The sequence below is a fragment of the Mesorhizobium sp. LSJC269B00 genome, from assembly GCF_000502815.1.
In the GTDB taxonomy this organism is placed as follows: Bacteria; Pseudomonadota; Alphaproteobacteria; order Rhizobiales; family Rhizobiaceae; genus Mesorhizobium.
The window spans coordinates 131,235-145,451 of record NZ_AYVN01000003.1; the positions used below are offsets into that span (position 1 = coordinate 131,235).

Annotated in this window: 16 protein-coding genes and 1 pseudogene; 4 read left to right on the forward strand and 13 right to left on the reverse strand. The window is 63.1% G+C overall.

Annotation, left to right across the window (positions count from 1 at the left end):
- Window positions 1–5: 5 nt before the first annotated feature.
- Window positions 6–704, reverse strand: coding sequence for a YafY family protein (locus tag X771_RS156260; RefSeq protein WP_023687404.1), 699 nt, complete (start codon window positions 702–704; stop codon window positions 6–8).
- 126 nt (window positions 705–830) lie between these two features.
- Between X771_RS156260 and X771_RS156255 the strand changes: the two genes are divergently transcribed.
- A complete protein-coding gene (locus X771_RS156255; RefSeq protein ID WP_023687405.1) occupies window positions 831–1,466 on the forward strand; it encodes a LysE family translocator in 636 nt (211 codons plus the stop codon).
- Window positions 1,467–1,579: 113 nt separating this feature from the next.
- Here X771_RS156255 and X771_RS156250 read toward each other — a convergent pair whose 3' ends face one another.
- The 12 genes and pseudogenes from X771_RS156250 to X771_RS156205 form a co-directional block, all read right to left on the reverse strand.
- Window positions 1,580–2,095 carry an SRPBCC domain-containing protein gene (locus X771_RS156250; protein WP_023687407.1) on the reverse strand — a complete coding sequence of 172 codons (516 nt, stop codon included), beginning with the start codon at window positions 2,093–2,095 and terminating at the stop codon, window positions 1,580–1,582.
- A complete protein-coding gene (locus X771_RS156245; protein WP_023687408.1) occupies window positions 2,073–2,432 on the reverse strand; it encodes a helix-turn-helix domain-containing protein in 360 nt (119 codons plus the stop codon). Before X771_RS156245 ends, X771_RS156250 begins: the two co-directional genes overlap by 23 nt.
- A 151-nt stretch (window positions 2,433–2,583) precedes the next feature.
- Window positions 2,584–3,675, reverse strand: a complete 1,092-nt coding sequence (locus X771_RS156240) for a 3-deoxy-7-phosphoheptulonate synthase (RefSeq protein WP_023687409.1) — start codon at window positions 3,673–3,675, stop codon at window positions 2,584–2,586.
- 89 nt (window positions 3,676–3,764) lie between these two features.
- A complete protein-coding gene (locus X771_RS1000000169710; protein ID WP_280938682.1) occupies window positions 3,765–3,890 on the reverse strand; it encodes a hypothetical protein in 126 nt (41 codons plus the stop codon).
- Between the two features lie 257 nt (window positions 3,891–4,147).
- Window positions 4,148–4,569: pseudogene (locus X771_RS01000000164845) on the reverse strand (type II toxin-antitoxin system VapC family toxin).
- Window positions 4,566–4,829, reverse strand: a complete 264-nt coding sequence (locus X771_RS156235; protein ID WP_023687410.1) for a type II toxin-antitoxin system Phd/YefM family antitoxin — start codon at window positions 4,827–4,829, stop codon at window positions 4,566–4,568. The pseudogene X771_RS01000000164845 and the gene X771_RS156235 overlap by 4 nt, the downstream one beginning before the upstream one ends.
- Before the next feature lie 72 nt (window positions 4,830–4,901).
- The gene (locus X771_RS156230) at window positions 4,902–5,696 is read right to left on the reverse strand and encodes an SDR family oxidoreductase (protein ID WP_023687411.1); all 795 of its coding nucleotides are present in this window, start codon (window positions 5,694–5,696) and stop codon (window positions 4,902–4,904) included.
- Between the two features lie 30 nt (window positions 5,697–5,726).
- Window positions 5,727–6,722, reverse strand: coding sequence for an inositol 2-dehydrogenase (gene iolG, locus X771_RS156225; RefSeq protein WP_023687412.1), 996 nt, complete (start codon window positions 6,720–6,722; stop codon window positions 5,727–5,729).
- Window positions 6,723–6,835: 113 nt separating this feature from the next.
- Complete coding sequence (locus tag X771_RS156220) at window positions 6,836–7,618, reverse strand: ATP-binding cassette domain-containing protein (RefSeq protein WP_027049093.1); 783 nt, start codon at window positions 7,616–7,618, stop codon at window positions 6,836–6,838.
- Between the two features lie 2 nt (window positions 7,619–7,620).
- Complete coding sequence (locus X771_RS156215; protein ID WP_023687413.1) at window positions 7,621–8,697, reverse strand: ABC transporter permease; 1,077 nt, start codon at window positions 8,695–8,697, stop codon at window positions 7,621–7,623.
- Between the two features lie 107 nt (window positions 8,698–8,804).
- A complete protein-coding gene (locus X771_RS156210) occupies window positions 8,805–9,746 on the reverse strand; it encodes a sugar ABC transporter substrate-binding protein (protein WP_023684065.1) in 942 nt (313 codons plus the stop codon).
- A 373-nt stretch (window positions 9,747–10,119) separates the two neighbouring features.
- Window positions 10,120–11,151, reverse strand: coding sequence for a LacI family DNA-binding transcriptional regulator (locus X771_RS156205; protein ID WP_023684066.1), 1,032 nt, complete (start codon window positions 11,149–11,151; stop codon window positions 10,120–10,122).
- Between the two features lie 303 nt (window positions 11,152–11,454).
- On the opposite strand from X771_RS156205, the gene X771_RS156200 reads away from it, so the two are divergent.
- The 3 genes from X771_RS156200 to X771_RS156190 all read left to right on the forward strand — a co-directional run bounded on the left by X771_RS156200 (window position 11,455) and on the right by X771_RS156190 (window position 14,147).
- The gene (locus X771_RS156200; protein ID WP_084566750.1) at window positions 11,455–12,513 is read left to right on the forward strand and encodes a fatty acid desaturase family protein; all 1,059 of its coding nucleotides are present in this window, start codon (window positions 11,455–11,457) and stop codon (window positions 12,511–12,513) included.
- An 85-nt stretch (window positions 12,514–12,598) separates the two neighbouring features.
- Window positions 12,599–12,913, forward strand: coding sequence for a MocE family 2Fe-2S type ferredoxin (locus X771_RS156195; protein WP_023672328.1), 315 nt, complete (start codon window positions 12,599–12,601; stop codon window positions 12,911–12,913).
- A gap of 4 nt (window positions 12,914–12,917) precedes the next feature.
- Window positions 12,918–14,147, forward strand: coding sequence for an FAD-dependent oxidoreductase (locus X771_RS156190; protein ID WP_031202515.1), 1,230 nt, complete (start codon window positions 12,918–12,920; stop codon window positions 14,145–14,147).
- Window positions 14,148–14,217 lie beyond the last annotated feature (70 nt).

Consider the following 14,217-nt stretch of genomic DNA (forward strand, 5'->3'; position numbering starts at 1 on the left):
TCGCTTCAGCCGCCAGCGACAGCGTTCGCCTCCCAGCCACTGACCCAGACCTGGCGCAGGCGATCGCCTTCGCCCTTGAAGCGCAGGCCGGTCGCCCGGCAATCCGCGATGCGGTCGCTGCGGAAATTGCGGATGGCCTGGCGCAATTCGCACCAGGCGACGATGTTGGCGGTTTCTGAATAGTAGATCAGCGCGATCGGACGGATCAGCCGCTCGGAGGCGCGGCCGATTTCGTCGCGATAGGACAGGTCGAGCTTTTCCTCGTCGCGGATTGCGCGGCGCACCAGCGCCAGATCGATGGTGCCGATTGCCGGTGCTGCGAACCCCCAGACATGCAGTGCGTTGGCGTCGAACGCCTGGCGCAACGGCGGCGGCACGGCGCCGGCGATCTTGGCGCTGACGCGCTTGGCCGCCTGCTTGAGTTCGCTGTCTCCCGTGCGCTCCAGCAGCGCCAGCGACAGGACGATCGCTTCCATCTCCTCGATCGAAAACATCAGCGGCGGCAGGTCGAAGCCGGGCCGCAATATATAGCCGATACCGCGCCCGCCTTCGATCGGCACGCGCATTGCCTGCAGTGCGGCGATGTCGCGATAGATCGAACGCATCGTGACTTCCAGCTGCCCGGCGATCATGGCTGCCGTCACCGGCTGCCGCGCCAGCCGCAGGATCTGGATGATCTCGAACAGCCGCGACGCCTTGCGCATTTCCTCTCCCTGATGAACGCTACTGACACATCCCCGTCAGTTGGGATGATTTATTGGACTGCCTATTGGGTTGAAAATCAACAAATTCCTCCACGGCACCCCAGCAGGAAGCGACAAGCAACTGACATGAGCTACGCGGAAAATCTCTGGCTGTTCTTTATCCTGCTGTCCGGCATCATCATCGTGCCCGGCATGGACATGCTGTTCGTGCTGGCCAATGCGCTCACCGGCGGCCGCGACCGGGGCCTCGCCGCCACGGGCGGCATCATGGTCGGCGGCATCATGCACACGCTGAACGGCGCCATCGGCGTCGGTCTGCTGATGCATTTCGTACCGATCCTGTACAAGCCGCTGCTGATAGCAGGCGCCGCCTACATGGCCTTCATCGGTATTTCGCTGATGCGCAGTTCCATCACCGTCGGCCATGACGGGCCCGTCGGCAGCCGCACGGCCTGGAAGGCCTTTCGCCAAGGACTGGTGACCTGCCTGATCAACCCGAAGGCCTATCTCTTCATATTTGCCGTCTATCCGCAGTTCCTGAAGCCGGATTACGGCCCGATCTGGATGCAGGCGACGGTCATGGGCCTGCTGACGGTGGCGACTCAGGCCGCGATCTATGGCGGGCTCGCCATCACCGCCGGCCGCAGCCGCAATCTGCTGGTGGCCAACCCGCGGGCGACCGCTTTTGCGGGCCGCGCGGCCGGACTGCTGCTGTTTGCGGTCTCGGTGTTCACGGCTTGGGAGGGGCTGAGGATGGCGTGATCCCGATCAAGCGATGACGCCGCGTTTCTTCGTCTCGGCGCTGCGCTTGCGGATCACTATCCCGGTCTTTGTCGTCGAGGGCGGCAGCAACCGCGTCCCCGAGATCGACGACGTCATGACCGTCCCACGTTCGCGCCCAAGACGACGAGAAGCTCGTCCAGTTGCTCGAACGTCTCGCCCATCGCATCCGCCGCCCCGGTACCGGCCGCGTCGAGAGCCTCCTTCGAGGGATAGAGTTCGTGCATGACCAGCAGCGTCTTGCCACCCTTTTCCTCGAAGGTCAGCGTGGTGACGGGTCCACCGTCACCACCTTCCTCATTGGTCCAGACGAGGCGTGAGTGCGGTGTCACTTCGATATACCTGCCGAAGAATTCGTGAAGGTCCGAGGCGTCGTGGCCGAACACCAGGCGGTACGTGCCTCCTGTACGAGCATCCATCTCGCAGGAACGCAGGAACATGCCCATCGACTTCGGCACCCACCACTGCTTGAACAGCTCGGGCTTGGTCCACGCCTCGAACACGATGCGCGCCGGACCGTTGACTGTTCGCGTGACGACCAGCTCGCGCTCGGACGTCCGTTCGACCGTCGTGCGGTTGTTCGTGGGCTCACTCTCGGTTCTTTGGCGCATCGGCTTTCTCCTTCCGTTTCAATTCCTCGACAACCTTGTCCAACTCGTTGAAGCGTGCGTCCCAGAGCAGGCGGTGCCGCTCGATCCAGGCCGCCTCTTCCTCCAGTCCGCGCAGGCCGAGCTTGCAGGTCCGCACGCGGCCAACCTTCTGCGTGGTGACGAGCCCCGCCTGCTCCAGGACGCCGACGTGCTTCTTCATGCCCGTGAGGGTCATGTGGAACTTTCCGGCAAGCTCGGTGATCGAAGCATCTGCGCGTCCGAGCTGCTCCAGAACGCCACGCCGGGTGGCGTCCGAGAGCGCGGCGAACGAGGAGTCCAAGTCGGCATACTGAACCATATGGTTCAGNAACGCCACGCCGGGTGGCGTCCGAGAGCGCGGCGAACGAGGAGTCCAAGTCGGCATACTGAACCATATGGTTCAGTATCTAGCAGACCGGTGGCCGGGGTGCAAGGGGAGCCGCAGCGTCCTTCCCGCGCATCGCCTCGTATCAGGCGGCGCCCGGCCGGTTCTCCATCATGGCGCGGCGGGCTGAGCGGCGCCATTCTACGGCGCCGGCGAGGCCGTGCAGCACCGTCTCTGTGGTCGCCCAATCGATGCAGCCATCCGTGATGCTCTGGCCATAGACGAGCGGCTTGCCGGGCACGACATCCTGACGGCCGGCAACGAGATTGCTCTCGATCATGAGGCCGATGATGCGTTCGTCGCCCGCCGCGACCTGACCGGCGACATCGGCCGCCACCTTCGGCTGGTTCTCCGGCTTCTTGCTCGAGTTGGCGTGGCTGACGTCGATCATCAGACGGGGGGCGACGCCGATGCGGGCAAGTTCGACCGAGGCCGCCTCGACGCTCGCCGCATCGTAATTCGGCTGAACGCCGCCGCGCAGGATGACGTGGCAGTCCTCATTGCCGGTAGTAGTCGCAATGCCGCTGCGTCCGCCCTTGGTCACCGCCATGAAATGATGCGGCTGGGCGGCGGATTTCACCGCCTCGGCGGCGATCCTGAGATTGCCGTCGGTGCCGTTCTTGAAGCCGACCGGGCAGGACAGGCCGGAAGCCAGTTCGCGGTGGATCTGGCTCTCGGTGGTGCGCGCGCCGATGGCGCCCCAGGCGACGAGGTCGGCAATGTATTGCGGCGTCGTCATGTCGAGAAATTCGGTGGCCGAGGGCAGGCCGAGATTGTTGACCGCCGACAGCACGTTGCGCGCCATCCGCAGCCCCTTGTCGATGTTGAAGCTGCCGTCGAGATCGGGGTCGTTGATAAGGCCCTTCCAGCCGACAGTCGTGCGCGGCTTTTCGAAATAGACCCGCATGACGATCTCCAACCGGTCGGACAGGGTCTCGCGCAGCGCCACTAGCCGGCTGGCATAGTCAACGGCCGCGACCGGGTCGTGGATCGAACACGGGCCGACGATGACAAGCAGCCGGTCGTCGGTGCCGTTCAAGATGGCATGGGTGGCGTTGCGTGATGCGCTCACGGTGCGCGTTGCCGTCAGCGTGCGCGGGATCTCCCGCATCACCTCGTCCGGCGTACTCAATTCTCGGATTTCCTTGACCCGAAGATCGTCTGTGGTGGTCAACACGGCTTTCTGCTCCTGTTTTTAGGAGACCTGCCGGCTGATACAAAAAAGCCGCCAGGTCTGGCGGCTGTTCGGACTTGTTGCTGCAATCTTCAGATCGAGCGCAATCCTCCCGCCGCCAGCGAGCTCGTAAAGTACCAATAGGTGGCGGTCAGGTTGATCATGAGGCTCATATAGTCGATGCCGAGGCGCTTGTCACGTGGGGTATGCGGAGACAATTCGGGATGGGCCGAATCCTCGCGATTTCGTCATCCCTGGGCGGAGCAGGAGCGAAGCTCCGTCGCGGAGACCCTGGGATCCATTCCGTGACCTGGGCCGTGGACTGCGGCGGAGCAGAATTCTGGACCGTAGCAGCGCTCTGAAGTCGCGGCATGGATCCTCGGGTCTGCGCTGCGTCGCCACGCTCCTTGCTCCGCCCGTGGATGACGAAGTGCCGGCGGTTCGCCAATCGCCAACACGTATAACGCGGAGCGGCTCATGCGGTCCAGGGATCGAAGAGTTCAAGCCCAAAGCCTTCGAAATCTTTCGTATTGCACGTTGCCAAGGTGAGCTCGTGCGCAATCGCAGTGGCTGCGATCAGGCCGTCCATCGACGACAGACCACGACCGCGGCGCTTGCAAGACCCATCAGGTCGCCCCAGGCCAAGGCAACCGCATCGTTCACCGGCAAAACCCGCTGTTCGAAGCGCTGGGGCAGGTCCCGGGCGAGCCATTCGGCCAGCGCCTCGCGTTTGCGGCCCTCATCCATCAGAGAGACGCCGCGCCGGATCTCGGCGATCGACACTACGCTGATGAAGGAGCGGTCCTCATCAAGCTCGTCCAGCCAGCCCAGGACACGTGCGTCAGGCGCTGGCCTCGTCACCTCGGACAGGACATTCGTGTCGAGCAGCAGTCTCACAGCGGCAGGTCACGCGGTTCGTCGCGCTGACGTTCAAGCTCGAGATCGGCGCCGCGCAGCGGCGAGTCCAGCAGGAACTCGGCAAGCGTACCCTTGCGTGCGATCTTGCGCTGCCATTCCTCGGCCGAGACGACAACCACGCTTGGTTTGCCGTTCTTGGTGATTGTCTGCGGCGAGGACTGTGCGCGCTCGATGACCTCGGAGAGCCGGGCTTTTGCCCCGGCAACCGTCCAGTTGGTGCCTTTGGATGACGTTAGCATCGCATCCCTCGTGACTATCATGACTATCATGACTATCTGGGAATGGCGATGTTGCTGCAACAGGGTTTGAAGCTACTCCGGCGAGGTCCCCGCGACGTTCTGGTCATAGTCGACCAGCGAGCCGGTCATGACGCCGGATTGCGGGCTGGCCATGTAGCTGATCAGCCGCGCCAGTTGGTCGGGCTTCACCAGTTGGCCCATCGGCTGGCCGGCCTCTGCCTTTGCCAGCCAGTCGTCGGAGGCGCCGTGCCATTTCTTCTGCACGATGTCCTCGCCCTCGGTGTCCATCCAGCCCGGCAGAACGGCGTTGCAGCGGATGCGGTTGGAGCGATAGGCGTTGGCGACGTTCTTGGTCAGTGTCGCCAGTGCACCCTTGCTCGATGAATAGGGCGCCAGGAACGACTGGCCGCAATGCGCCGACATAGAGAGCACGTTGACGATCGAGCCCGGCGCCTTCTTGTCCAGCAGATGCGCCACCACGCCCTGCATCAGGAAGAAGGGACCACGCACATTGGTGTGGAAAATCTGGTCGAACACCTCTTCCGAAGTTTCGACAAGTGAACCACGCGCGGACGTGGCGGCGGCGTTGACCAGCGCGTTGATGGTGTCGAAATGCGAGACGGCGGTGGCCACGGCGCGCTTGCAGTCCGCCACTTTCGAGACGTCGGCGCTGATGAAGATCGCATCGACGCCTGCCTTCTTGAAGTGGGCGACAGCCTTGTCGCCCTTCTCCTGCGAACGGCCGATCAGCGCCAGCGCCTTGCAGCCTTCATCGGCCAAGGCCTCGGCAACGGCAAAGCCGATGCCTTGCGCGCCGCCGGTGACGATGGCGCGCGTGTTCGAATTGCGATCGGCTGATGTGCTCATCGCTCTGCTCCTGTGCCCTGGTTTCGGTTCTTACTTGTCGAGGCGGACGGTCTTGCCCGATGTCGCCGATTTCAGCGCCGCATCGGCCAGTTTTAGCGCAACGAGGCCGTCGGCGCCGCTCGGCGATGCCTTTTTGCCCGACGTCGCGGCGGCGATGAAGGCGGCGATCTCGATGGCGTAGGCGTCAAGATAGCGGGTCATGAAGAAATCGTGCAGCGGCGGGCGGGTATAGCCCTTCTCGTTGGCGACCTCTATCGACACCGGCCGCTGGTTTTCGGCGGCGACCATGCCCTTGGAACCATGCACCTCTATGCGTTGGTCGTAGCCATAGGTGGCGCGGCGCGAATTGGAGATGACGGCCTGCTTGCCGGACGCGGTTTCGAGGATGACGCTGACAGAGTCGAAATCGCCCGCTTCGCCGATCTTCTCGTCGACCAGAACCGAGGCATGGGCGCTGACCGCGACCACCTCTTCGCCGAGCAGGAAGCGCGCCATGTCGAAATCGTGGATTGTCATGTCGCGAAAGATGCCGCCCGAGCGCTTGATGTAGTCGACGGGCGGCGCACCTGGATCGCGCGAGGTGATGGTGACCATCTCGACCTTGCCGATGGCGCCGTCGTCGATCGCCTTGCGCACGGCGGCGAAATGCGGATCGAAGCGGCGGTTGAAACCGACCATCAGCGTCGCCTTGGCCTTGTCGACCACGGCCAGGCATTTCTCGACACGCTTGACGTCGAGGTCGATCGGCTTCTCGCAGAAGATCGCCTTGCCGGCCTTGGCGAAACGCTCGATCAGATCGGCATGGGTGTCGGTCGGCGTGCAGATGACCACGGCGTCGACGTCCTTGGCCTTCTCGATCGCGTCGATGGTGCGCACTTCGGCGCCATAGGCGGTTGCCAACTCGGTCGCCGCCTTTTCAAAAGCGTCGGCAACGGCCACCAGTCTGGCCTGCGGGTTGGAGCCGACGGCGTGGGCATGGACCTTGCCGATGCGGCCGGCACCGAGGAGGGCGAAACGAACAGTCATGGGGTATTTCCTCTAGGGGGATGGGTTCGAGAGAGTTGTGTCTCCACCTTCCTTTTGAGAAAGGTGGCAAGATAATTTTTCGAGCACGCCAGAAAACAGGATGACCATCCTGTTCAGGCCGCGAGTTCCGCCTCCCCGGTCTTGGCGCCGGTGATGTAGGAGACGATGTCGTTGCCGTCGGTGTTTTCCTTGCGCAGGTTGGCGACGATGCGGCCGCGCCGGAAGACGACGATGCGGTCGCACAGGTCGAACACCTGGCGCATGTTGTGGCTGATCAGGATCAGCGGCTCGCCATTGTCCTTCAGCGTGCGGATGATGTTCTCGACCTGCGCCGTCTCCTGCACGCCAAGGGCTGCCGTCGGCTCGTCCATGATGATCAGCTTGGAGGCGAAGGTCGCGGTCCGGGCGATCGCAACGCACTGGCGCTGGCCGCCCGACATGTGACGGATGGTGTTGGAGAGGTTGGGGATTTTCACTGCCGTGCGGATCAGCGCCGCCTCGGTCGCCTTGCGCATGTATTTGCGGTCGAGGATCGAGAACGGCCCGAGATTGAACAGCACCTTTTCGCGGCCGAGGAACAGGTTCGACGGCACGTCGAGATCGTCGGCCAGCGCCAGATTCTGGAACACGGTCTCGATGCCCGCCGTGCGCGCTTCGATCGGCCCGGCAAAATTCACTTCCCTGCCGTCGAACCAGATCTGGCCGCTGGTGCGCTGCTCGACGGCGGTGATCTGGCGCACGAAGGTGGATTTGCCGGCGCCATTGTCGCCCATGATGGCGACATGCTCGCCCTTGCGCAGCTCGAAATTCGCGCCTTCCAGCGCATGGACGCCGCCATAGCGTTTGGTCAGGTTTTCGGTCTTCAGGACGATGTCTGTCGTGGAGATATCTGGCATGGTCAAGCCCTCAATGCCCGCATGCGCTGGCGCCATTGGTCGAGAACGACCGCGCCGACGATGATCACGCCCTTGACCATCTCCTGATAGTAGGCGTCGAGGCGCAGGAAGGTGAAGCCGGAAATGATGACGCCGAAGATCAGCGAGCCGATCACGGTGCCGACGATCGAGCCGCGGCCGCCCGACAAAGAGACGCCGCCGATGACCGCCATGGCGATGGCGTCGAGCTCGTACATGACGCCCATGCCGGACTGTGCTGTCAGGTTCTTGGAGGAGAGCACGACGGCGGCCAGCGCGGCGAGGATGCCGGCAATGACATAGACGAGGATCTTGTGGTTGGCGATCTTGATGCCCGACATGCGCGCGGCATCCTCGTTGGAGCCGATGGCGTAGCAGTGCTTGCCGTAGCGTGTGTAGGTCATGATCAGCTGGAACAGCACCGCCAGCGACAGGAAGATGATGACCGGCATCAGGCCCTTGCCGATACCAGCGAAACTTTCGGTCGGAAACGAGATCGGCTGACCCTTGGACCACCATTTGGCAATGCCGCGCGCGGTCACCATCATGCCGAGCGTGGCGATGAACGGCGGAATGCGCGTGTATGCAATCAAGGAGCCGTTGACGAGACCGGCGAGCAGACCACAGCCGATGGCGACTAGTACCGGCACGATGACCGGCAGGTCGGTCCAGCCTTGCGCCAGGAACATCGCCTTGGGGTTGGGGTTGCCGTTGACCGTCGCCACCTGGGCAAAACTCATGGCGATCATGGCGGTGGCGCCGACGATCGAGCCCGAGGACAAGTCGATGCCGCCGCAAATGATCACCTGCGTGACGCCGATGGCGATGATGCCGACGATCGACACCTGCAGGATGATGATCTGCAGGCGGGCCTCATTGAAGATCCCGGCGACGTTGTCGCGCGTGTTGAACAGGAAGCTGTCGCCAAGAAAGATGCGGCCGATCATTTCGAAGATGACGACCAGAATGACCAGCGCCAGGAAGACGTTGAATTCGGCCGGCCATGTCCGCCTCTTCGCGTCATAGCTGACCCCGCCGACGCCATGAGATGTCTGTGACATGTCTGTCCTCCGTGAGGCGGCATTTGCCCTCCCGCACGTAAGGGCGGTGAGGGAAACGGGAGCGGCGCGATTGATGCGCCGCTCCGTTAGTCGAACGAGTCGCCGGCTCAGTTCTTCTTCAGGAACTTGTCGATGTTGGCTGGCGTCACGAGTTGGAAGGGCACGTAGACCTTGTGCTCGACCTTCTCGCCCTTGGCGAGCTTCAGCGCTGCGTCCAGAGCGCCGGCGCCCTGGCCGGCCGCATCCTGGAACACGGTGGCATCGAGGTCGCCGGCCTGCATGGCGGCAAGCGCGTCCTGCGTGGCGTCGACACCGCCGACGACGACCGTCTTCATGTCGATGTTGGCGGCCTTCATCGCCTGGATGGCGCCGATGGCGCTTTCGTCATTGTTGGCGATGACGCCGTCGAACGGCTTGCCGGTTGACAGCCAGTTGGTCATCAGGTTCTGCGCTTCGTCGCGGTTCCAGTTCGAAGTCTGCTTGTCGATGATCTTGATGAAGCTGCACTCCGGCGTGGCGATCACCTCTTCGATGTCCTTGGTGCGCTGCACGGCGGCCTGGTTGGAAAGCTCGCCCATGATGACATAGACATTGGCCTCCTTCTTGCCGGCCTCGGTGAACAGGCGGCAGACTTCCTTGGTCTCGAGCGTGCCGGAATCGGCCTCGTTCGACGCGACGAAGGCCTGGTTGTCCGGCAGCGTGTCGACATTGACCGGCTGGCGGTTGACATAGACCAACGGGATCTTGGCGGCTGCGGCGGCGTCCGACATCGCCTGCGTGGCCGAGGTATCGACCGGGTTGACGATGATGGCGTCGACGCCCGAGGCGGCGAAGTTCTTGATCTGGTCGAGCTGCTTGGCGACGTCGTTCTGCGCGTCCTCGACCTGCAGTTCCACGCCGCTCATGCCCTTGGCCTGCTCGATCATGCCGTTGCGCAGCACGGTGAGGAAGTTGTCGTCGAACTTGGCCATCGACACGCCGACCTTGGCGGCAAAAGCGGACGAACTCATCAGCGCCGCAAAGGCGACGCCCAAAATCAGTTTCTTCATTGTGTTTCTCCTCCACATTGGTGTCCGGCTGCACCGATCTACCCGGAATCCCCGATAGCCCGAGGAATCTCTCCCTGATGCCTTCCTGTTCCGTATGGCGTTTTGTCCAAGGGATGGAACGCCAGGCTCCCAGTTTGAAACAGATGTTCCGGAACGAAAGAACCAAAATACCAATCTGATGAAATATTTATTCCATTTTTTCGCGAGACGTCAAGAGCGATTCCTAAGTCGGAAAGCGGATTTTCGGTCACCGCGCCGCAATTTCACGTCGAATCAAGGCCGACAGCGGCCCAGGCCGAGTCTGAAGGCAGACTCTGATAGATTCTATCATCGCCGGGAGAGCCCACGCCGAACGGGTCGGCGCGGCAACGCGTTAGATATTTTCCGGCAGATAGATGTCGAAGGGCAGAAAGGTCTGGCCCGGCGCGTTGGCGGCGCCGGCCTCGATGGAATGCGCCATCAGGTCGACAAGCTCGCGGCACAAGGCGGCGAGCGGCGTCGAAATCACCATAGTCAGGATGTTGTCGGCGAGTGCCGCGCGCGATTCGGCGTTGATCTCGTTGCAGACGACCACCGGCATGTTTGCGGGCTTCGCTGCGCGCAGCGCCGAGACCGCGCCTTCCATGCCGCCGCCGGCGACATAGCAGCCGGCAAGATCCGGATACCGCACCAGGAGATCGATCATCGCATCGTGGGTGACCTGGTTGGCTTCCAGATTGACCAGCGTTTCCATCACCGTGAAGTCCGGCGCATGTTCGCGGAAGAAGGAGCGAAATCCGATCTCGCGCAGTTCATGGCCGTGGAAGCGATGACTGCCGACGAAAAGGGCGACCTTGCCGGGGTTCTTTGCCGCCCTGGCGATCATCCAGGCCGCGGTGCGACCGACCTTGCGATTGTCGAGGCCGACATATCCCTCACGGATGCCAGCGGCAAAGTCGGACAGCAGCGAGAAGACAGGTTGCCCCCTCGCTTTCAGCGACTCCACGACCGCCGTCAGCGTCGGATGGTCCGGACCGACAACGGCGATTGCTCTGGATTTCGCTGCCAGCTTGCGCATCTGGGCGGCGATCTCGTCGGCGGCTAGCGAGCTGGCGAAATCGATGGTGGCGACGCCGCGGAAGCGCTGCGATTGCGAGACCGCCATTTCTAGCTCCCTCGCGAAATCGCCGTAAAAAACATCATTGCCCCGCAGCAGCAGAAAGCCGAGGCGGTATTCCGGCAATTCCTGGCGCATGCGCCGCTTGATCAGCCCGGCGGCGTGGTAGCCGATGCCGGTCGCCGCCTCATAGACGCGGCGCGCGGTTTCCTCGCGCACCGGCAGCCGGTTGTTCAGCACCCTGTCGACAGTGGCGACGCTAACGCCGGAGATGCGCGCCAGATCGGTGATGGTTGGCCGTTTTGCCATGACTGTCCCGCATGAGTGCCTGCAACTGCTTACATCGTTCTGATGGAAAATGATAGAAACTATCTTTGTGATATTGAGACTATCACCGCATGGCGCTATTTTGCGCTCGGACACAAGCGCCTGTAATGGACATATCCGTCCTGACGGATGCTGTGGCCGACGGAGGCAGCCCCTATGGAAGCGACACTATCCACACTACCGTTTCGGCGCGACTACAGCCTGATGGGCCGCGATTCCAAGCTCGCCGTCGAGACCGGGCTGGCGGCGGCCGAGTGGTATCACACCGATATTCCGCGCAAGCAGATGAAGGAGCTGATGCAGCGCTCCGACGGGCCGGCGATCCGCGATACCATCANGTGGTATCACACCGATATTCCGCGCAAGCAGATGAAGGAGCTGATGCAGCGCTCCGACGGGCCGGCGATCCGCGACACCGCGATCTGGCTGGCCGCGCTGATCCTGAGTGCCGCCGGCGGCGCCTGGTTCTGGGGCAGCTGGTGGTGCGTGCCGTTCTTCTTCGTCTATGGCGTGCTCTACGGCTCCTCCACCGACTCACGCTGGCACGAATGCGGCCACGGCACCGCCTTCCGCACCCAGTGGATGAACGACGCGGTTTACCAGATCGCCTGCTTCATGATCATGCGCAATCCGGTGACCTGGCGCTGGAGCCACACCCGCCACCACACCGACACCATCATCGTCGGCCGCGACCCGGAAATCTCCGTCATGCGGCCGCCGGATCTGTTCCGGGTCGCGCTTGGCTTTATCGGCGTGCTGGATGCCTGGCATGCGATGTCGGACATGCTGCGCAATGCCGCCGGCAATATCAGCGCGGCGGAAAAGACTTTTATCCCCGAACAGGAGCAGCCTAAGGCCATTCGCATCGCCCGCATCTGGACGGCGATCTATGCCGTGACGATCGCGCTGGCGCTTTATTTCGGTTCATGGCTGCCGCTGATGCTGGTCGGGCTGCCCCGGCTCTACGGCGCCTGGCATCATGTCATGGTCGGCCTGCTGCAGCATGGCGGGCTGGCGGAAAATGTCATCGACCACCGGCTGAACAGCCGCACCGTCTACATGAACCCGGTCAGCCGCTTCATCTACTGGAACATGAACTATCACGTCGAACACCACATGTTCCCGATGGTGCCCTATCATGCGCTGCCTAAACTGCATGCGCTGATCAAGCACGATCTGCCGGCGCCGACGCCGTCGATCCTGGCCGGCTACCGCGAGATGATCCCGGCCTTTTTGCGCCAGCTGCGCAACGAGGACTATTTCCTCAAGCGCGAACTGCCGCCAACGGCGCGGCCCTATCGCGAGGAACTCCACAACGACGCCGTCGCCGCCGCGGCGGAATGATCGCGCGATTAAGCTTTTGTTTTGTCGCAACTCCGAACGGAAAACCGCAACGCACTTTTCCTGGAATTGCTTTTGGGAGGAACACATGAGCGACTGGATCGAGGCCTGCGCCGCCGGCGACATCGACGAAGAAGATGTGATGCGCTTCGACCATGGCGGCCGCACCTTCGCCATCTATCGCAGCCCTGACGACGATTATTTCGCCACGGATGGCCTGTGCACGCACGAAAAGGTGCATCTGGCCGACGGGCTGGTGATGGACGACATCATCGAGTGCCCCAAGCACAATGGCCGCTTCAATTACAAGACGGGGGCGGCACGGGGCGCGCCGGTTTGCGTCAATCTCGCCACCTATCCGGTAAAGGTCGAGGCCGGCAAAGTGCTGATCCAGATCGGATAGGACCATGCAGGCGGGAATGGTCATCATTGGCGCCGGCGAGTGCGGCGGGCGGGCAGCGCTGACACTGCGCGAGCTGGGCTATGACGGGCCGGTGACGCTGGTGGGTGACGAACCCCATCTGCCCTATGAGCGGCCGCCCCTGTCCAAGGACGCAATGACGAGCGACGCGGCCGAGATCAAGACGATCGCCAGCGACGAAATTCTGGCCGAGAAATCGATCCGGCATATCCATTCCGTTCAAGCGGTGGCGATCGACCGCCCGGCGCATATGGTGCGGCTGTCGGACGGTTCGGCCCTGCCCTACGACAAGCTGTTGCTGGCGACCGGCTCGACACCGCGCAAGCTGCCGATGCCGGGATTGGGGTCGCGCTGCGTCTACCTCCGCACCTTTGCCGACGCGCTGGCCATTCGTGCCCACCTCAGCCCGGCAAACCGCATCGCCATCATTGGTGGTGGCTTTATCGGCCTGGAGCTCGCCGCTTCGGCGCGCAAGCTCGGGGCCAGCGTCACGGTCATTGAGGCGCAGCCGCGCATCCTCATGCGCGGGGTGCCGGCGGAGATCGCTGAAATCATCCATCAGGCGCATGAGGCCGAAGGCGTGACCGTGCTCACCGGTCAGGGCATCGCTGATATCGCCGACGACGGCGCTGAGGTGCACATCATGCTCGCCGATGGGCAGGACATCGTCGCCGATCTCGCCGTCATCGGCATCGGCGCCGTGCCGGTGACCGGGCTTGCCGCGGAAGCGGGCCTGACCGTCGATAACGGCATCGCCGTCAATGGCGAACTCCAAACAATCGATCCCGACATCTTTGCCGCCGGCGACTGCTGCTCGTTTCCGCTCGCTGTCTATGCTGGCCGGCGGGTGCGGCTGGAAGCCTGGCGCAATGCGCAGGAACAGGGTGCGCTGGCCGCGAAGAACATGCTGGGTGCCCGCGAAGCGCATGCCGCGGTGCCATGGTTCTGGTCGGATCAGTATGGTTTGTCGCTGCAGATCGCCGGCCTTTCGGACGAGGGCCACACCGCGGTGCGTCGCGATCTCGGCGACGGCGCTTTTATTCTGTTTCACCTGGCCGAGGACGGCAGGCTGGTGGCGGCGAGCGGCCTCGGTACGGGCAATGCCGTGGCGCGCGACATCAGGCTGGCCGAGATGCTGATCGCGAAACGGGCACAGCCCGCGCCGGAGGCGTTGGGGTCGCCGGATGTGAAGCTGAAGTCGTTGCTGGCAGCGTAAGTTTTACCCTTCCCCTTGTGGGGAGGGTCGCTGCGAAGCAGCGGGGCGGGGGTGCGGCACCGACCCCCAC